Origin of the sequence: Dickeya poaceiphila (assembly GCF_007858975.2) — a bacterium.
Classification (GTDB): domain Bacteria; phylum Pseudomonadota; class Gammaproteobacteria; order Enterobacterales; family Enterobacteriaceae; genus Dickeya; species Dickeya poaceiphila.
In genome coordinates, this window is sequence record NZ_CP042220.2 from 1,456,645 (window position 1) to 1,474,485 (window position 17,841).

A 17,841-nucleotide genomic window follows, 5' to 3' on the forward strand; every position below is an offset into this window, starting at 1 on the left:
TGGAATATCAGCCATCCGTGGCGGTTATTTATCCCTTCTGCGCAAACTCAAACGGTCTCACTATTGCTTTCCGGCAACATAAAGCATCAGTTCTCCTTTGTAGCATCAGGCGGCGTTGTTCAAGGTGTTTGACCTAACCTGATCTGGATAAGAGTTTGACGTTGCTTTAGCATCACGGATCTGGCTACAATCTTTCGTTCATTGTGATGATATGATAATGCATAGGGAATGGCAGTTTGAATAGACATAATAATAAGTTAATGGAAATTCCTGCTGATTATGTTTTCCATGAAAATCATAATATTTTGCATCCGGTGAACAATACTGAGCATTGGGGTGAAGTAAAAATAACCAGTAAACAGTTCAACCAACTCGGAGGGAAGATTTTTCTTCGTGCGGGTAAGCATATTGGTCCTCACAAAGGCTTTGGTGTTAGGCATATCTGGTCAGAGCGAGGATCTAAGCTTATTCAGTGGGGATTTCCTACCATCCATGATGTCCCTCGTTTTGTATCCGAGATTATTGTTCATCAGGCAGGGATAGTATGTGAATTCTCGGAAATGGGAGGATACCACCGAGTGGTTGTTCTGAGAGGGCGTAAAGGATGTGCTGTGTTAGCGGCATTTGACAGCCCCAATGATGAGGGTAGCCTTATTTATAGCGTTGTTACGGCATATCGTAACATAAACCCAAACGGTACATTGGTAGCACAAGTTTCTGTTCTATAAATGAAAAAGGTGCTCTTTTCAGAACACCTTTTTCATTATTGAGGTTGGTAGTCGCAGCGCTTGCTTAGCTAACTCTCTTTGAGTTGGGTCACATGCCAATCATAAACTTGCATTTACGATTACCGCTACCATAAGGTCGGTGAACCTTACAATCCACACTATCGAACCAATATCACCGTGATATCCGATAGCCCTGCTCTTATTAAGCCTCACAGTTATCTTACTCAAATTTGAGCAAGAGTCAAATTTATCCCTTCTGTGCAAACTCAAACGGCCTGACCATCCCATTCCGGTTAGCGTCCAGAAAATCAGCCCACCATTGCAGCATCAGGCGGCGTTGTTCAAGGTGTTTGGCCTTGTGAGTGTAGGCAGCGCGAACGTTGTTCTTTTCCATGTGGCTCATTTGAAGCTCTACCACATCTTCAGGCCAGATACCCGATTCAATCAAGGCACTACAGGCCAGCGTTCGAAAGCCGTGACCGCACAGATCGGTTTTGGTGTCATAGCCCATTTTGCGTAGTGCCTTATTGATGGTGTTTTCACTCATTGGCTTCATCGCATCATAACAGCCAGTCAGGATAAAGCCGTCATCACCGTTAACGTCATAGGTGAGGCCTTTAAGCTCTTCCAAAATTGCCAGTGCTTGATGGCATAAGGGAACATAATGCTTCCTGCGCATTTTGGCACCACGGCCCGAATGTTTGATCCCTTCAATGGCTTCACGCTGTTCAGGGATAACCCACAAACCGCTTTTGAAATCGATCTCTGACCATCGGGCAAAGCGTAGTTCACTGGAGCGAATAAATATCAACAGAGTGAGTTTTATCGCCAGCAGGGTCAGCCTGCTACGTCCCTGATAGCCTTCAATGCGTTCCAACAGGGTAGGTATCTCTTCCAGCTCGATAGCGGGGCGGTGTTCCGTTTGTGGTTTCTGAACCGCACCTTCCAAATCATAGGCAGGGTTAAAGCGGATCATCTTTTGCTGGACGGCATAGCGCATAATGGCAGTGGCGTACTGTTTCACCCGCATAGCGATTTCCAGATAGCCCAGCTTTTCTATCTTTTTGATGGGAACCAGCAGATCGCCTGTATCCAGTTCAGCAATGTCCTTGTTACCGATGTCAGGAAACAGATAGGTTTCAATACGTGTCCAAACAGAACGCTGATAATCTTCCGACCATGTGGTTTTGGTGGCAAACCAGCTCTTAGCAACAGTTTTGAAAGCGCGGGTATTGTTACGTCGCTCTTGAATAGTTTTGTTGTCAGCCTGCTTTTTAGCGCTGGGGTCAACGCCAGCCGCTAACAGCTTTTTTGCCTCATCCCGTCGTTGTCTGGCATCAGCCAGTGAAACAGCCGGGTAGACGCCAATGGAAAACACCTTCTGTTTTCCTTCAAAGCGATAGCCTAACTGCCAGTATTTGGAACCATTGGGATGAACCAGCAAGTAGAGGCCGAACCCGTCAGTGAGCTTCACCGCCTTTTCTGACGGCTTGGCATTTTTTACTTTAGTATCAGTAAGTGACATGACGGTTCCCTCCGATTGCTGGTAAAAACGAAATCGAACCAGCTTTACCAGTATTTTTACCAGCAAAAGGGTATGGCTTCGAGCGTTTTTTGGTGAACGAGGGCGAACCTGAAGAAGGGGATAACCAATTGATATAAAGCAAAAAAGCAGACGTCAGTGAACGTCTGCTTTCTTTAAATTGGCTCCTCTGACTGGACTCGAACCAGTGACATACGGATTAACAGTCCGCCGTTCTACCGACTGAACTACAGAGGAATCGCTAGTGGTGTGGATGATAGCGATAGCCTGATTACTTGTCAAAGCATGATGACGCAAGGTGTAACTGTTTGATGAACTTATAATCAAATTGTTGAAATTACTGAGGTGGTTGGTGTTTTTTGCGCCAGATGATGAGTGATTGACTAATGCGTGCACTTTCAGATAGCAATTACCGCACCAGTTTGGTGCAACATGAGACAGCGCTGACATACTATCAATTATGATGAGAGGATTAGCATTGTTACTGTTGCTGCTATCGCCATTGCTTTTACTTATTTTTAAGCATGTTAAGACGGCGCCGCATTTTTTTCGATAATAATAAAATAATCTGGCGCGCTTCTTGCAGTTACTTAGCTGTAACTATTCGGGAGGTACACATGAATCTGAGACGGCTCAAATACTTTGTGAAAATCGTTGATATTGGTAGCCTGACCCAAGCTGCTGAAATGTTGCATATTGCGCAACCAGCGCTGAGCCAGCAAGTTGCTACGCTCGAAAGCGAAATGGAGAAGCAACTGCTGGTCCGTAGTCGTCGTGGCGTGACGCCGACAGAAGCGGGCAAGATTCTGTATTCGCACGCACAAACTATTTTGAATCAGTGCGAACAGGCTAAAAACGCAGTGAATGGTGTACGACAAACAGTAAGTGTCTAATCGGATACGGTCAGCTATGTCATCAGGTGTAGCTGACCGTATTGGATCTGACGCTGTTTTAAATTGGCGCTGGTACTGAGTGCTACGCTTGAGAATCAGCGTTGGCTCTACCACGGCGAATGAAGAAGTAGGTGATCGCCAGAACTACAAACCACATAGGTGTGACTATCAATGCCTGCAACGTATCTGGTTGCAATGTCAGTAATATCAGCACGAAAGCAAAGAAAGCCAGACAGGCCCAGCTCATCATAATTCCCCATGGCATTTTATATGAAGATGCTTGGTGCAACTGTGGCCGATGCTTGCGGTACACCAGGTAAGAGCACAGGATAATACTCCACACGAACATGAAAAGAATGGCAGATACGGTGGTGACCAGCGTAAAAACTGTCATGACATTCGGAATCAAGTAGATCAGCACAACACCTGAGAGCAGGCACAGGCACGAAAAAAGGAGTCCTGCTGAGGGCACCGCACGTTTTGATAGCTTGCCAAAACGCGCTGGTGCATCACCTTGTCTGGCTAGCCCAAATAACATACGGCTAGTCGAGAACACGCCGCTATTAGCTGAAGATGCTGCTGATGTGAGTACTACGAAGTTAATGACGCTGGCTGCGGCCGGAAAACCTACTAATACAAACATCTCAACAAACGGGCTGCGGTCTGCTGCAATATGGCTCCATGGAGTAACCGACATAATCATCATCAACGCAAATACATAAAACATAATAATACGTATCGGTATAGCGTTGATTGCTCGTGGCAAAACCACTGTCGGATTTTTAGTTTCCGCAGCTGTAGTACCGACCAGTTCAATGCCGACAAATGCAAACACAGCGATTTGAAAACCAGCGAAAAAACCGCTGAGTCCTTTCGGAAAAAGTCCACCGTCCTGCCACAGGTTGGTCACGGATGCCACGGCACCGGATGGTGAGGTAAAGTTCATGATGACCAGCCCAACGCCAATGATGATCAGCGTGACGATAGCAACAATTTTGATCATGGCGAACCAAAATTCCATTTCGCCAAACAGCTTGACGGTAGCCAGATTTAAGGTCAAAAGTAGCAGAACGCATAGCAGAGAACTGAGCCATTGCGACAGCTCAGGGAACCAGAACTGTGCGTAAGCACTGATGGCGACAACATCGGCAATACCTGTTACAACCCAGCAAAACCAGTAAGTCCAACCGGTAAAAAAGCCTGCCCATGGTCCTAGCAGGTCGGCGGCGAAGTCACTGAACGATTTGTAATTGAGATCGGAAAGTAACAATTCCCCCATGGCGCGCATGACAAAAAACAGCATGAACCCGATTATCATGTAAACAAAGATAATTGATGGGCCAGCAAGGCTGATGGTTTTTCCCGACCCCATAAACAAGCCTGTACCAATGGCGCCACCGATGGCGATCAACTGAATATGGCGATTGGTCAGATTGCGCCGTAGGTCGCTGTGCCCTGTTGTGCCTGGGGCATGATGCGTTTGTTCTGTCATGTAATATTATTCCGGATTGTGTCTGTCATAGTGGGGTTTGACAGGTTTGCTGTTCCTGCCACCCGTGAGATATAAAAAAGTCACAGTGTTTAATAGTAACACGGTATTCATCTGATGATGCGTTGCAGCGCCTCTCCAGTCAGTCAGGAGCAAACGTTTCCGTCAGAAGATGAATATGTCCTAATATTAACCATAGGTATCTTGTTGAGGCCAGAAGGGAAAATCGTGATAGGTTACAAGATGTTTGAGGAATACTCTGACTTCTGAAAAAATAAAATGAACTGTTTGACAGATGACGTTAAGAAGAGAATAATCCGTCCCGTTGGGTCGTTAGCTCAGTTGGTAGAGCAGTTGACTCTTAATCAATTGGTCATAGGTTCGAGCCCTATACGACCCACCAACAATATCAAGCATTTACATCGCATTCTTTATTTCCCCGATTATCCCTTGTGCCGTATTTTTGCCATTCTTGGCAAAAATGCTGTCTATTTGTTTGGCGTGTTGAGTTAAATGATTTGGCGACAGATGTGCATATCTGCGTACCATTTCTATCGACTCCCAGCCGCCCATTTCTTGTAATGCAGATAAAGGTACGCCGGATTGAACTAACCAGCTCGCCCACGTATGACGCAAATCGTGGAAGCGAAAGTTTTCAATTCCGGCCCTTTTTAAGGCAGCATTCCAAGCCTTATTTCCGTCAACTCTTAACTTTCGTATTTCTGGCGTTTTTTCACCATTAGGCTTTGTCGTTGATATTTCATGAACGAATACCCAACGGTGATGCTTTCCGATCTGCCCCCTCAATACTCCGCACGCCGTATCGTTCAACGCGACGCCGATCGCCTTTCCTCCTTTTGCATTTTCTGGATGAATCCATGCCATCTTTCTCTGCATGTCCACCTGTGACCACTCAAGATCTAGGATGTTAGACCGCCTCAACCCGGTTGCCAGTGCGAAAGTAACAACCGATTTCAAATGGTCTGGAAGGCAGTCGATCAACTGCCGTGCCTCGTCATGCGTAAGCCAACGTATCCGCTTGTTTCTCGGCTGCCGCGCTTTCACCACTGGCACCGAGTTAAGCCATCCCCATTCGTTGGCCGCTATCCGTAGCAGAGCACGCATGAAGGCCTGAAACGAATACTTGGTCGATTCAGATATCGGCTTTGGACTGTACGCTGGAACTGATTTCCCTTCTCGCTTCAACCTGTCCCGCATTTCTTCCCAGCGCTCCCTGTGCTTTCTATCGTACGCCTTGGATATCGCCACCTGAATGTGATCATTCGTTATCGTAGATAACTCCCGTCCGTGAAAGTGATCGAGAAAAAACGTTATCTTCGACTTGTCTGCATCCAGTGAACGCTTGTGCGATTTCTCGCGCAGCCACCGAATGCACGCCTCATCGAACAGCTTTACCGGCGCTTCACCCAGCTTTGCAGACCGCCACGAATCGGCTTTCAGCTTGTCGTGGAGTTCCTGCGCCTCTCGCTTGTCTTCCGTGCCAAGAGACTGTCTAACTCGCTTACCGTCCGGCGTAGTGAAATCACAGTGCCAGACACCGTTCCGTTGTTTGATTGACATGGTTTTTTCTCGGTCATGTCACCCGCATTCACGGCGACAGTGTTGATCGGTTTTGACATCGCTTCAAGACACGCTGATTTTACGAACCGGTATTTATGACGTTGCCCGGTGCCGATGTCAGTTGCCGGGAGGATGCCGCGCTGTACGAGTGACTTTATTGTTTCGGGGTGGACTTTCAATAGTGTGGAGACCTCTTTTAGTGTCAAAACCTCGTCATTCAATTCATATCCCCTTATTTAAGTGTCGCAACAGTTCCGCCAGCCCGATGTATTTCATCGATTACCCGCTTTCGATACGAATGCGCAGATTCGTTTAAAATTGGCTGTGGCACACACACCTCTACTGTTGACTGAATGCTGCGGAAAATGTGTCGAATAAAGTTTTCCCGCCCAATCGATAAATCCAGCGCATCTTTGCGTTTTTTGAAAATACCGTGCTCTGACTCAATGCACTCATTAAGCCAGTCGTCTGCTGATTTCATGATGACCTCTATATCAATAAAAAGCCGCACTAGGCGGCTAATTACAAGCAGAGCTGATTACAAAAATCAGAAATACATAGCTCACGCTTCACCCCCTTCTCTATTAAAACTGGACTCAATGGCCTCACCCATTCGTTTGAGCCATGCAGCCAGTTTTAACGCTGCCTCTTCTGCTGACCCCAACTTAGGAAAGTCGGTTATTACCAGATCGGCTTTGTAGTAACCGAACTGATCGCGGCTAATAACTAATCCCTGCTCAAGAACTGTTGTCTGATTGCTATGCCTCACGTAATAGCGAGCCTCAGAGGTTCCCGTTTCACGGTTCTTTACGTATGAGACCAGCTCAACCTCCGTGGTGGTGCAGTTTCCTAATTCATCTTCCAGTTGGTTAATGCGGCGAAGGAATTCATCACTCACGCTTCACCCCCTTCGCTCTGTGGAATCGGGCGAACCCAGTAGCACACTGGTCCTTCATCAGTTTCGTGGATTGACACGATGAACCATCCATCCCCTTCTGGGCGCATCGGGTTCCATTCGCTGATGTCTGTGTCGCCATTCTCAAAGTAGTGATATGCCACGGCTTCCGCTTTAGCCGAGTGATCTAACTCCAGCTCGACATACGTGCATTCGAGATTTTTTGCTGCCAGCGTGGCTTTCAGTTCATCTAGCGGCATACCCTCGCGATCGCCGAAAAGCGCACTCCACACATGGTGCGACCAATATCCGTTTCCGTCACGCTCAACTGGTATTTCGACCAATTCGAGCAGGTGCTCGGAATCGTCTGTACTGATTTCGGTAGTATTAGCGATACCGCTGGAATTTAGTGCTGATAATGCGACGTGGTGATAGTCCGCAATGCGTGACATGCCGTATGTCAGCCCACTATTTTGCACGGCGTTATCAACTACTTGCTTGCATCGTTCAATTAGGTCTTTTGCCGGTGTGTCAACTGGAACCATTTTCGTGGCGTCAGGAACATTGTCACGCAATTGATCGGGCTGAGGAGCGGCGGCGAGTGCAAACTGAACTCCCTGCCTGATTTCATCAAAGACAACATCACCTTTAATTTCGCAATGCCTGAACGCAACGGATAAGAATTCAACGCATTGCTCGTCAGTCCATGTCGCGTTAATGCGCAGATTATTGATAACGGCGACCAAATCAGACGGCGAAACATCTTCGGCATCTGGCGAAAACCCTAACGCTTTTCTCACTGCTAGTGCCTCTGCACGATATTGATCAGCGCGCCCAGCAGACATTTTATTTTCCACGATTCACCTCCGATGCGCGCCGATTCCACGAATTTGATGCCATACTAATTTTGTTTTTTCCGACCATCTGCGCTGACTGAGCATTGCAGTTATGGCAACGAACGATAGCCGACATATTCGGGCAATCATCTTTATCTTGTGCAAATGCTTCTACGTCACCGCTTCCGCAAAATGGACACGGAAGCAGACCGTTGCCCATTTTCGTGAAGTCAGGAAATTGATCGGCGCCAACCTTTTTGGCGGAATGGTCAGGCAGGGGAGCGGCGGCGAGCATCTTGTGATACCTAGCTATCATCGACTCAAGCGAGCCACTCATTCCGAGAACGAGCAACATAGCCTCGGTCGGCTCAACAGGAACAATCTTCCAACCATCCGGTAATCCCGGATGGTTGCTGACCACAAGGCCGAGGTCGTTGTCGATGCCAATCGTTACACAGATAGGGGATAGCCCATCCTCTGCTCGCCGAAAGTCGAAACGGGTTTCCCCCCTACCGTGGTAGTCGTGTCTGCAATCCACTCGGAATTTGCGCCCGAATAGCTCAACGATTTCGTCAGGCTCAAGGTCTTTCAACGGTTTGCCGGTGGTAGGAGCGCAATCACGGATGAAATTGCGCATTGCTGCAACCCCGGCTTCGTGTTCAGCGGGTTTTATATACTCTCGCATGGCGAGATATTCAGCGCGACGCTTTAAGGCCAAGTGCAGAGTGCTGATTGGGCAACCCTTCCCAATTCTCAGTCCCGGCTTTAATTCAACGTCGCAGGGCAGAATGGCGGGGAACTCATCACGTTTATTTACAGGTTCAGCAGCACTCAGTTGTTCGGTAGCTTTCAATGGCCCAACAAGCGCACCATCCGGGCCTTTTACCGCCAGCATTTGCGGGGCCGCTTGTTTCAGCAGCTCGACAGCCGCGTCGATGCGGGATTGAATGTCTTTATCTTTCATATTAATTTTTTCCGTTATCAATTCTGATTCCAGAGACGCAATGTTTACATTCCACCGTCTCGTCTGGATTCTCGGAACCTTCAAAAGTGCGGCCATTAACGCATTTAGGGCAACGGAATGTTTCACCTAGTTTCGAGAGGCGAATAACAGAGCGGCTATATCCCATATGCACTAGCTCCAGAACCCCTTTCCGTATCAGCCCGTCCGCTACAGCACCAACTTTTACAGGCACTAGCGGGTCGTCATCCCACAATGCTGTTTTTCTGTATGCGCTAACGTAAATTTGCCAAGAGTAAAGAAAGGCGGGCTTTATGTACTCAATCTCCCTCTTACTAAGTCGCATTATTCCCCCTCGACATTGCTTTTAATGCCAGCATTGCCCAGCTGTTCGGAATTACCGGACAACTGACAAGTGTTGGTTGACTGTTTGATCATTGCGGCGCGGCAGGCGTTGTCCCTGTCCGCCCTTGCTGTCTCTACTAAGGCCCACGCATATTCGAGTTTTTCCGTTTCTCTTCCGCTCAACCCGCCATTCCGCAGTCGCTCATTGATGTTGTCGGCAAGTTCCTTCAACTCATCCGGCACAGCTGGTGCTGGCGGGGTGGGAATACCCTGCAACTCCGCCAGTTGTTTCTCTGCCTCTCGGAACATATCGTGCCAGCGGTTACACGCGATAAAAGCGCCAGCTCGCTGACCCTCAGCGGTTTCGAGCTGGCGCAGGCAATCGGCAATCTGGCGACACGCCATCTCACCAAAATAGCTATCCGGGTGCGCCAATAGCGCGGCAATCGCCGACTGGCGCTCACTATCCGTGATGATTGGAGCGCTATCCGTGATGACGGGGGCGGTGTATACATATTCGCACTCTACATCCCTGTCTTTGCTGACTACGCGCTCGATGAAGCGGTCAGCGAGGTCTGCCGGTAGGTATTCCCATTTACTAGCCGGAAACTCACCATCCGCCCGGTGACGCCACCGGAAAGCCGCAGGCTCTTGTTCGTTAACCGAGGGAACTGCGGTGGGGTGGATGTATAGAGGAATGCCTCGGCGACCACATGAAAATTGATTGTGTCCGTTGTATTCTCGTCCAGCGTCATCATCGCACATGTACGCAACCGGCTCTTGCTGCGCCTGACGCAGAGCTGTCAGCTGGCTCTCAACCGATTCTATGTATTCAATAATCTGATGCAATACTACTGGTGCTGTATATCTCTGATACATGTATTGCCAGTTTGCTATTTTTCCGTTTTTTATCGAGTCATCTTGTATTTCGAGATGAGATTTTATTTTTTCTATCAGGCAGGCAGTTTCATTATTTGCGTTCATTTTTTCTCCTGAGCTCAAAATCATTTCTACAGTCTGCATCACAGAATGAACCTACTGATATCTTCTCGTCACAATTACGGCATTTACCAGTAAATGGCAACGGAGCAGGTCGGCTATTAATAGCGTGCTGAATTGTCATTTCAACTAATTCATTTGCCTGATCAATTATCTCAGTCATTGTCTCTCTCCAGATATTTACCAAATTTCTGACAAAATTCAGCACGTAATTCGCAGTGTTCGATATTTTTACCAGAAGCATAGCGCTGTGCAGCTAACCACATCATTCCTGCGTTATGAAATTCATATGCGCGTTCGTGCGCAACTGCTTTATTTGCAGCTGTAGTATATGCTGTGTTCATGATTTATTCCTGATTAGTCGCCCATGACGCGGCCTTGACCGTATCCGCGATATTTACCGAATGAATCTTGAATGAAGAATTTATTATCTTGTTTTGGTAGTGGGTGAAATGACGTCCTATACACAATCATTTTTAACCATCGATCATAGTTTGATTCTTTCTTTAACTCTCCGCCAAACCCAAGTTGTATTTTTTTAATAGCTTCTGACTTATTTTTTTTATCCAGTTGATATTCCAGCATCATTATGTTCACCATTTGTTTTTTGCATAGATAATACGCCAAGTTAATTTGGCGTATTCTTTGCGCGTAAATCTAATTGGGTTTATTTAATAATTTTTTATAAATCGCTGAAACGTATTTTGCCTGATGTACCGCATCAGCTAGAGCGTTATGTCTGTCACCATCAAATGGTATATCGCGTTTAGGGTCGAAGCCAACACATCGCCCCATATCGACAATCGTTCTCACATCCATGTCGTTCCAGAATTCCCAGAACGGGGTCAAATGACATGCTTTGTATGATTCGCGGAGAATAACGTTATCGAAAGCTGAACCATTACCCCAAATCTTTAATAGACTACCACCGTAATTAGCTGCAGGTGAATACGCAAAAACTGCAAACTGAGATAATGCCGTAAGAGCATCAGTAATGCTTGATTTTGCCTTAATAACTTCCTCAACAACTTTCTTATCTTGATTCATCCACCACTTAATAGTGTTGGCAGTAGGGGTAAGGCCAAGTTTCATGGAACTTTCAAGGTCTACGGTTCGATAGAATGTCTTCCCCAGCTCACCTGTAACCGGATTGAAGAATACAGCGCCAATAGCGACGATGGGTGAATGAGGATTAGTCCCCATCGTTTCGAGGTCAATCATTATGTTGTTCAATTTATTCCACCATGCGTTATGAATAACCAATTCCAGAATTAACAGAAAATTGATAGGTAATGAATTTCCTTAATTTTATGCGGCACAAATCCCACGGAGTGGTTCAGTGTTCTGCGTCAATTTTATTTAAATTGAGTGAATGGAATGTTTATTAAATTGCAATCCGATAGGCGCGAAAGGAATATCGTCGTCAAAATCCATCGGCGGTTCGTTGCCTGGCATCGGCGAGCTTTGCTGCGGACGGGACTGGGACTGACCACCGCCGCTGAACTGGTTGGCTTGCTGCGGTTGTTGTGGCTGACCCCAACCGCCTTGTGGCGCGTTACCACCACCCATATTACCGCCTATGCCGCCACCGGCTGGTGCACCGCCGCCTGCGCGGCCACCCAGCATCTGCATACTACCGGAGATATCGACCACCACTTCGGTGGTGTAGCGATCCTGACCGCTCTGATCCTGCCATTTGCGGGTGCGCAACTGGCCTTCGATATACACCTGAGAGCCTTTGCGAAGGTACTCACCAGCGATTTCCGCCAGCTTGCCGTAAAGGGCAATGCGGTGCCACTCGGTGCGCTCTTTCTGCTCGCCGGTCTGCTTGTCGCGCCAGCTGTCCGACGTGGCCAGAGTCAGGTTGGCGACCGCACCGCCGTTCGGCATGTAGCGAACTTCCGGGTCTTGACCCAGATTGCCGATAAGAATCACTTTGTTAACGCCTCTGCTGGCCATTTATGCTGACTCCTCTAATTCAGATTTGCGTATGTCGTACACGCTCTTAGCATCTGACTGCTGGGTAGACCCTCGCAGGGTTCGCCACGCCTCTTCGAATGCCGATTTAAGCTCATCCACGCTCTTAGCTGACGCGGCGGCTTCAGTAAAATGCTTTAGCGCCTCGTCGTGCTGATTGACGCCAGAGTCAAGCCACTCTAAAAGCCTTGCGCCCACTGCCTCGCTCAGAATTACCGGATCTGCATTAGAGAAAATTTTCGTGCGATCTTTGCTGGCAATTGCATGATGCGTCTCATGCCCTATATCAAGAACGGTAGTGAATTCATACTCCACGCCATCACGCTGCTCTGACTTCATCCCAAGTTTTGCAACTTTTTTTCTGCCATTTTCTTCAACCTGCGCAGTTTCCGTCTTGCTCCGCATAGTGGCTATGATGTGCATGTTTGAGCGCAAAATTGCATCAAGGAATAGGCGGTGGCGCGGGTTGATTTCACTCCACACTGACCAGCTATTCCCACGGAATTTGTTCTTTGCGATGGTGTCTACCAGCTCCAGACAGCCGCCAACACCAGCCCATTCATGTGTGATGCTGTCGATAATCAGCGTGTCGTATTCTGCGATTTCTGCCGCATGAATAGCCTCAATAAAACGCTCAGGAGAGAATGGTGGTTCGAGCTCTAGCACATCAAAATCAGCGATATCAGAGTAAAGCGATGCGCTACCCTTTTCTGTGTCGATTACCGCTATCTTTCCGCCAATACCTTTTGCTACCAAAAGAGCACTGTATGTTTTCCCCGATCCGCTTGGCCCGGTAAGTGCCAGCCGCAGCCTGGCTTTCTTTCGTACAGCCCTTTCAAATTTCATTTGTTATTCCTCAAAATGGCTCTTTGCCGCTCGGTGTAAAATGCTGAAAATTTAATCTTGCAATTGCTGCAGAATAAAGATGGTTTGCAGCAGCCCCAATATTCCCCATTTTTCTGCATTCACCAGCCATGATTAAACAGTGATGATGCCAAGATGCCGCTGCAACTCTTGTTTTTGGGAATAGGGTTTCTACTGACTGGCTCATAGCGGACACCCCTTTTGATTAACCGTTGCGACAATTTGTTCGAATAACCGTTGCAGCCAACTCTTAGTTGTAAATGATGAACTAGCGAGAATATTCACTCTCGCATGTTGAATAGATTTAATTGCGTCAAACTCAAAAACTGGCTGTGAGCTACCCATAGGGATAGCCCCGACATTGGTATATGCCATTGGGTAACTCCTGATTGATTAATTAGTAGGTGATGCGGATGTGAGGGATGGTAATTTTACTTATCACTCCCTCCCGTTGATTTATAACTATGCCGCCGTATTTTTGGTTGTGTAATCAGCAATAACTTTCCCGTCAGCGTCGAAATATTTAACTTCACAAATTGGATGGCAGTTTTCAGGATGCTTTCCATATTTAAGCTGATTGGTGAAAACCACATCTAAATTAGCGCTGCCGTTCATGCCTACGATGGTTCCGATATCTCCGTAAACTTCAACCATCATTCCGATACGGGCAAAATCGATACCACGGCAACGAATCATATCGTCAACGAATTGCTTTTCTTTCTTTGTCATCTCTATCTCCAATGCCCAATAGGGCGTTAAGTGTTATCGCGTTATCTGGTGTTGGCGCGGGGGTGGTGGTTAATTGTTAGCGTCTTCATAATCCCAATCATCATCCCAAGTTGAGCTATCATGTTCGATCGGAATGCTATTTTCGTTTTCAATATCTACGCACTGATAAGAGCACTGCTGTTCTTCCCCATATATATTTCTGAAAGCATCAGCCAATGACGCAACATTACCTTGCTCCATTCCCCCGCCTGCATGAAATGCGTCATCGTATGTATCTATTGTTTCGTTCTCTTGGCTGAGAAGAATCCCTTGCGTTTTATTCTCATTCCAGACGATGATGTATTTACCCATCTCTCACCTCTCTGTACTGATTAAGTTATTAATATTTACCAGCGTGAAATCTACGCCATCCTCTCGTAAATCTTGGAGAGAGTGATTACATGGCTCGCCTTTCTCATACTCTTCAATGGCGTACAGTCCAAAATCGGCATCAACATAAACTGGAAGCGTCGTGCCATCCATTAAGTATGTTCCGTTGCTGTTATTTATTCGGATATATCCAACGCATATATCGTCCATATCCCCTCACTCAGTTATTAATCGGATGCAATAAACTCTATGGCGATGCGGTGAGATACAAACAATGTCTGTATATTCGCACCCCGGTGTTGGCGTCACCGCATCCCATAGAATTTATGTGGTAATAAAAGAGGCCGCGCTATGCGGCCTTTCAATTAAACTTAACTAGCAGATTATTTATTAGATTTAATGCCTCGTAAAAATAGCCTCTTTGTTCTTCGCAATATCCGGCGATGTGCTTGTTCTCATCATAACAATTGCCACCAATAGACCATGCTGATATAGCCATCTCAACCATTCTTTTTTGATTTATTAATCGCTCCGGAGAATGTTCGTTGTTTTGAATGCATGTAAGTAAAATTTTATTTGGCCTGTCTTTCATACTCACCTCGCACTAATATTTTCAGATTTACGATACCCGGCTCGAAATAGCGCAACATCAGGTATGCATGTAGCACCGCTATCTACTTCTGTCACTCGCGGTAATTCAATCAGAGCCTTTGTTACGCGTTCTGAACAACCTGAAATTGCCGCCTCAATTTTCCGAGCCAGTCGAATATCGGCTTGCTGTGCTGCACGATGAGCAATCGCTCGCGCTAAATTCTTGTGTGTGTTTCTTGGCATATGGATATCTCCAGTGGTTTCATTCATGCCGCTTCGTAAAGCAGCAGGGTGAAATCGCTTGTTTTTTTGGGGGTGAAACACCCTCAGGCGTATTGTTAAAGAGCAATAAATCCGTTTTGTACTGAGTCAGCGTCCTGCTGTGAATCAATTAAACATCATGTGAATTGCTCGGTCAACATAATGTTGATTTATTTTTTATAAAAATGCTCATTCCGTTGATTTTTATGTTTATTTATTTTTATCAGTGTTGATTTATGTGTTCAAGACAAAGGGGATTGAGGATGGGCATAAAAAACCCGGCGCGGAGCCGGGTGGGATTACTCGAAGGGGAATTCAATTTGCCGTTGTGGGTTTATGATCTTCTTAACATTCACAATTTCATAGGTAGTCTTGATGCCTTTCTCTGCTAGATACTGCGTTACTTTCAAATCAACTAGCAAGAGATCACCCTTAGCAAAGGCTATTGATTGGTCATCAATAGCCTTTAGGAATCGTTCATCACTAACTTCAGCTTGAAATGGGCTCGCTCCATCTGAAAACTGCCACTTGTGTCCTTCACGAAAAGAGATATCTAAGGGTTGAAGTGCTTTCTCAGTAATGGACTCAGATATTATTGATTCTTCTATGTTATCAACTTTGAAAAATATCGCTTCGTCTTTACTGACTTCAACAAAAGTTTTCCCGTTGTCGATGGTGACGGCGAAACTGTCGATACCATCTCTCTCTAAAGGTTTAGTGATTACATTTTCAAGAGATCGCCTTAATTTTTTGTTTTTATATAATTCAATAACTTGAGACTCAAAAACCTCACTTTCACCATCAGTGAAAATCTCTGTGCAGCCATCAAATGTTGGTTCTATTCTTTTTATCTTTCTTGGCCCCAGCCATTTGATTAACTGGAGCAGACCTTTATAAGACTGTTTTGATGCTAAATATCCAAACCCAACCAGGCTTATTATGTTGCAGGCAGCAGAGGCACTATTGCCAGAAAAAGCTCCGATTATTTGGCTGGTTAGTGATGATGATTGAGCTATGAGATCGACGCCGAAAGATCCAGCTTTAAAAGAAGCATTTACCTTTACTGATACGCGCCTTTCTTTTCCATAGATTGTCTTTCCCGCCTCCTCTAAAGCATCAGATAGCGACAGAAGGGCAGGTGCCAAATCGCGGACATCCATCTCATGGTTGTCTAGGGCTGGGCCGTCATAAACAATTCTGAACTTCATGTCGTCTGTTTCCGCAATTCCACTTGCTTCCATTATGGCATTCACCTGATCTCATATACAGTAAATTTACTGTTTGCTGCCTATTGAAGTTCGCACCAACACCCACCGCCTGTGGCTAGTAATCTATTACAGACCACCAGAATACGCGCCCGATAATCTCTACATTTGAGATGGCGGCTTCTTCTGGCGGGTGTTCTGCGCTGTTATAGCTGCGTATACTCAATGTATCCGGCCCGGTCCGGTACAGTAGTTTTATGCGTTTCCAGCCATCTTGATTTATTGCGTATATTTTTCCATCAACTATTTTTTTGTCGTCAATGTTGACGGCAACAGTTGTTCCGTCTGGTATGTTAGGCTCCATACTGTTACCCCTTGCGGGAAAACAGAAAATTCCAGACCCATCAGTATTAGCGCCAACCCGGCGCAAAGTGGCTTTCGAAAATCTCAATTTGAATCCGTTATAATCGTCTTCTGATATTCGACCATCTCCAGCGGCGAGTTCTATGTCACGCAAAAATGGAACTTCGACCTCGTCGCTAGGTAGTGGTGTTTTTTTATCCCATGCATCAACTGTATCCCACTCTGATTCCGGTGGAACTGTGGACTCTCTATTGATGATTGGCTTTGGGCTACCTGTCCCATCAAGAACCCACTCTAAGGAATAGCCATACATTTCAGCTATTTTTTTTGCTGCGTCCTTGCTGATCGAGTTTCGTTTTTTCCAGTTATTTACTGTTTGAGGTGTGGCATTGACCATTCGGGCTAGGTCTTTTTGCCTAATCCCTTCACTATCAATGATGTATTCGATTCTGTCTTCAGCTGTTTTCATGGCGATCTCCATATCACAAAATATAAACATATTGTTTATTCACATCCATCATCATTATGTTGATTTATTCCAGCTAAGGAGTTAACATTACGTTGATTTAAATAAACGGAGATAGATATGATCAACACGCAGACTACACCGCTGGAAAAAGCCGTAGCCGCTGTTGGTGGCAGCCAAAAGAACTTGGCTGAAAAAGTGGGTGTAACTCCGCAGGCCATCAACATGATTAAACGGCGCGGTGGCCGGTTGCCAGCACGAAAAATGAACAAATTTTTGGCAGCAACCGGACTCAGTAAGGAAGAACTTTACCCTGATATTTTCAGTGCCGCATAAGTAACGCCGCTCTTTAACAGCCTGATGTGGGTGATTCACCCCAAACAAACACAGTGGCACCCCACGGGATGCCTATGTATTCAACACGGATAAGTATCACAAATGGAACGTGCAAAAACACGCAAAGAAGCTCTGCACATTGAGAGCGCTTTACTGAACAAAATTGCTGTGAAAGGGGTCAGCGCTATTGCTGAGGCAGTGGGCGTAAATCCATCACAGATTACCCGGTGGAAAGAAACGCTGATACCGCGCATGAGCCTGTTACTGGCAGTGCTGGAATGGGGCGTTGATGACGATGAGTTGGCGCATTTGGCTAAACAAGTTGCTCTGTTGCTCATAAAGAAAAAATCCGCGTCGGGCAAGGACACGGATTCTCAGATATCGATGGAATTTTAAACCGATAGGAATAA

At 46.3% G+C, this 17,841-nt stretch carries 25 protein-coding genes, 2 tRNA genes and 1 pseudogene; 5 read left to right on the plus strand and 23 right to left on the minus strand.

Annotation, left to right across the window (positions count from 1 at the left end; genetic code table 11):
• The first annotated feature begins 236 nt into the window (after positions 1 to 236).
• A complete protein-coding gene (locus Dpoa569_RS06240; protein WP_201765199.1) occupies positions 237 to 728 on the plus strand; it encodes a hypothetical protein in 492 nt (163 codons plus the stop codon).
• 247 nt (positions 729 to 975) lie between these two features.
• Here Dpoa569_RS06240 and Dpoa569_RS06245 read toward each other — a convergent pair whose 3' ends face one another.
• Entirely contained in the window at positions 976 to 2,253 is a 1,278-nt protein-coding gene (locus Dpoa569_RS06245; RefSeq protein ID WP_042871588.1) for a tyrosine-type recombinase/integrase, read from the minus strand.
• A gap of 179 nt (positions 2,254 to 2,432) precedes the next feature.
• Positions 2,433 to 2,508 (minus strand) — tRNA-Asn (locus Dpoa569_RS06250).
• A 380-nt stretch (positions 2,509 to 2,888) separates the two neighbouring features.
• On the opposite strand from Dpoa569_RS06250, the pseudogene Dpoa569_RS06255 reads away from it, so the two are divergent.
• Positions 2,889 to 3,155: pseudogene (locus Dpoa569_RS06255) on the plus strand (LysR family transcriptional regulator); the annotation flags it as partial.
• 91 nt (positions 3,156 to 3,246) lie between these two features.
• Here Dpoa569_RS06255 and cycA read toward each other — a convergent pair.
• Positions 3,247 to 4,656 carry a D-serine/D-alanine/glycine transporter gene (cycA, locus tag Dpoa569_RS06260; protein ID WP_042871585.1) on the minus strand — a complete coding sequence of 470 codons (1,410 nt, stop codon included), beginning with the start codon at positions 4,654 to 4,656 and terminating at the stop codon, positions 3,247 to 3,249.
• A 324-nt stretch (positions 4,657 to 4,980) separates the two neighbouring features.
• Between cycA and Dpoa569_RS06265 the strand changes: the two genes are divergently transcribed.
• A tRNA-Lys gene (locus Dpoa569_RS06265) sits at positions 4,981 to 5,056 on the plus strand.
• Between the two features lie 14 nt (positions 5,057 to 5,070).
• Here the strand turns inward: Dpoa569_RS06265 and Dpoa569_RS06270 are convergent.
• From Dpoa569_RS06270 to Dpoa569_RS06365, 20 genes are all read right to left on the minus strand, one after another.
• Positions 5,071 to 6,228, minus strand: a complete 1,158-nt coding sequence (locus tag Dpoa569_RS06270) for a site-specific integrase (RefSeq protein WP_227983189.1) — start codon at positions 6,226 to 6,228, stop codon at positions 5,071 to 5,073.
• Positions 6,111 to 6,455 carry a helix-turn-helix domain-containing protein gene (locus tag Dpoa569_RS19790; RefSeq protein ID WP_071604324.1) on the minus strand — a complete coding sequence of 115 codons (345 nt, stop codon included), beginning with the start codon at positions 6,453 to 6,455 and terminating at the stop codon, positions 6,111 to 6,113. Before Dpoa569_RS19790 ends, Dpoa569_RS06270 begins: the two co-directional genes overlap by 118 nt.
• A gap of 11 nt (positions 6,456 to 6,466) precedes the next feature.
• A complete protein-coding gene (locus Dpoa569_RS06280; protein ID WP_128569752.1) occupies positions 6,467 to 6,715 on the minus strand; it encodes a hypothetical protein in 249 nt (82 codons plus the stop codon).
• Positions 6,716 to 6,796: 81 nt separating this feature from the next.
• On the minus strand, positions 6,797 to 7,132 hold the full coding sequence (locus Dpoa569_RS06285) for a hypothetical protein (RefSeq protein ID WP_227983139.1): 336 nt from the start codon (positions 7,130 to 7,132) through the stop codon (positions 6,797 to 6,799).
• A complete protein-coding gene (locus tag Dpoa569_RS19505) occupies positions 7,129 to 7,986 on the minus strand; it encodes a hypothetical protein (RefSeq protein WP_201765198.1) in 858 nt (285 codons plus the stop codon). Before Dpoa569_RS19505 ends, Dpoa569_RS06285 begins: the two co-directional genes overlap by 4 nt.
• Complete coding sequence (locus Dpoa569_RS06295; protein WP_042871580.1) at positions 7,976 to 8,929, minus strand: Lar family restriction alleviation protein; 954 nt, start codon at positions 8,927 to 8,929, stop codon at positions 7,976 to 7,978. Before Dpoa569_RS06295 ends, Dpoa569_RS19505 begins: the two co-directional genes overlap by 11 nt.
• Before the next feature lie 342 nt (positions 8,930 to 9,271).
• Positions 9,272 to 10,255 (minus strand): hypothetical protein, encoded by a 984-nt coding sequence (locus Dpoa569_RS06300; RefSeq protein ID WP_050569474.1) that lies wholly within the window; start codon positions 10,253 to 10,255, stop codon positions 9,272 to 9,274.
• Positions 10,242 to 10,433: a hypothetical protein gene (locus Dpoa569_RS19425; RefSeq protein WP_071604323.1), complete on the minus strand. Its 192-nt coding sequence runs from the start codon at positions 10,431 to 10,433 to the stop codon at positions 10,242 to 10,244. Before Dpoa569_RS19425 ends, Dpoa569_RS06300 begins: the two co-directional genes overlap by 14 nt.
• On the minus strand, positions 10,426 to 10,614 hold the full coding sequence (locus tag Dpoa569_RS06305) for an ANR family transcriptional regulator (RefSeq protein WP_042871577.1): 189 nt from the start codon (positions 10,612 to 10,614) through the stop codon (positions 10,426 to 10,428). Before Dpoa569_RS06305 ends, Dpoa569_RS19425 begins: the two co-directional genes overlap by 8 nt.
• Positions 10,615 to 10,627: 13 nt before the next feature.
• The gene (locus Dpoa569_RS06310; protein ID WP_042871575.1) at positions 10,628 to 10,858 is read right to left on the minus strand and encodes a hypothetical protein; all 231 of its coding nucleotides are present in this window, start codon (positions 10,856 to 10,858) and stop codon (positions 10,628 to 10,630) included.
• Positions 10,859 to 10,927: 69 nt separating this feature from the next.
• Positions 10,928 to 11,503 (minus strand): 3'-5' exonuclease, encoded by a 576-nt coding sequence (locus tag Dpoa569_RS06315; RefSeq protein ID WP_042873993.1) that lies wholly within the window; start codon positions 11,501 to 11,503, stop codon positions 10,928 to 10,930.
• A 126-nt stretch (positions 11,504 to 11,629) separates the two neighbouring features.
• Positions 11,630 to 12,229, minus strand: coding sequence for a single-stranded DNA-binding protein (locus Dpoa569_RS06320; RefSeq protein ID WP_146411166.1), 600 nt, complete (start codon positions 12,227 to 12,229; stop codon positions 11,630 to 11,632).
• On the minus strand, positions 12,230 to 13,093 hold the full coding sequence (locus Dpoa569_RS06325; protein WP_042871571.1) for an ATP-binding protein: 864 nt from the start codon (positions 13,091 to 13,093) through the stop codon (positions 12,230 to 12,232). It abuts the gene before it with no gap.
• Positions 13,094 to 13,103: 10 nt separating this feature from the next.
• Complete coding sequence (locus Dpoa569_RS06330) at positions 13,104 to 13,298, minus strand: hypothetical protein (RefSeq protein WP_128569750.1); 195 nt, start codon at positions 13,296 to 13,298, stop codon at positions 13,104 to 13,106.
• On the minus strand, positions 13,295 to 13,486 hold the full coding sequence (locus Dpoa569_RS06335) for a hypothetical protein (protein ID WP_042871568.1): 192 nt from the start codon (positions 13,484 to 13,486) through the stop codon (positions 13,295 to 13,297). Before Dpoa569_RS06335 ends, Dpoa569_RS06330 begins: the two co-directional genes overlap by 4 nt.
• A gap of 87 nt (positions 13,487 to 13,573) precedes the next feature.
• Entirely contained in the window at positions 13,574 to 13,840 is a 267-nt protein-coding gene (locus tag Dpoa569_RS06340) for a hypothetical protein (RefSeq protein ID WP_042871566.1), read from the minus strand.
• Positions 13,841 to 13,909: 69 nt separating this feature from the next.
• Positions 13,910 to 14,191 (minus strand): hypothetical protein, encoded by a 282-nt coding sequence (locus Dpoa569_RS06345; RefSeq protein WP_042871564.1) that lies wholly within the window; start codon positions 14,189 to 14,191, stop codon positions 13,910 to 13,912.
• Between the two features lie 612 nt (positions 14,192 to 14,803).
• Entirely contained in the window at positions 14,804 to 15,070 is a 267-nt protein-coding gene (locus Dpoa569_RS06355) for a transcriptional antitermination N peptide (protein WP_128569749.1), read from the minus strand.
• Positions 15,071 to 15,360: 290 nt separating this feature from the next.
• A complete protein-coding gene (locus tag Dpoa569_RS06360; protein WP_042871560.1) occupies positions 15,361 to 16,302 on the minus strand; it encodes a hypothetical protein in 942 nt (313 codons plus the stop codon).
• Positions 16,303 to 16,384: 82 nt separating this feature from the next.
• Positions 16,385 to 17,098, minus strand: coding sequence for a LexA family transcriptional regulator (locus Dpoa569_RS06365; protein ID WP_042873991.1), 714 nt, complete (start codon positions 17,096 to 17,098; stop codon positions 16,385 to 16,387).
• 117 nt (positions 17,099 to 17,215) lie between these two features.
• Between Dpoa569_RS06365 and Dpoa569_RS06370 the strand changes: the two genes are divergently transcribed.
• Both Dpoa569_RS06370 and Dpoa569_RS06375 read left to right on the plus strand, forming a co-directional pair.
• Positions 17,216 to 17,431 carry a YdaS family helix-turn-helix protein gene (locus tag Dpoa569_RS06370; protein WP_042871558.1) on the plus strand — a complete coding sequence of 72 codons (216 nt, stop codon included), beginning with the start codon at positions 17,216 to 17,218 and terminating at the stop codon, positions 17,429 to 17,431.
• A 102-nt stretch (positions 17,432 to 17,533) separates the two neighbouring features.
• The gene (locus Dpoa569_RS06375; RefSeq protein ID WP_042871556.1) at positions 17,534 to 17,827 is read left to right on the plus strand and encodes a CII family transcriptional regulator; all 294 of its coding nucleotides are present in this window, start codon (positions 17,534 to 17,536) and stop codon (positions 17,825 to 17,827) included.
• Positions 17,828 to 17,841 lie beyond the last annotated feature (14 nt).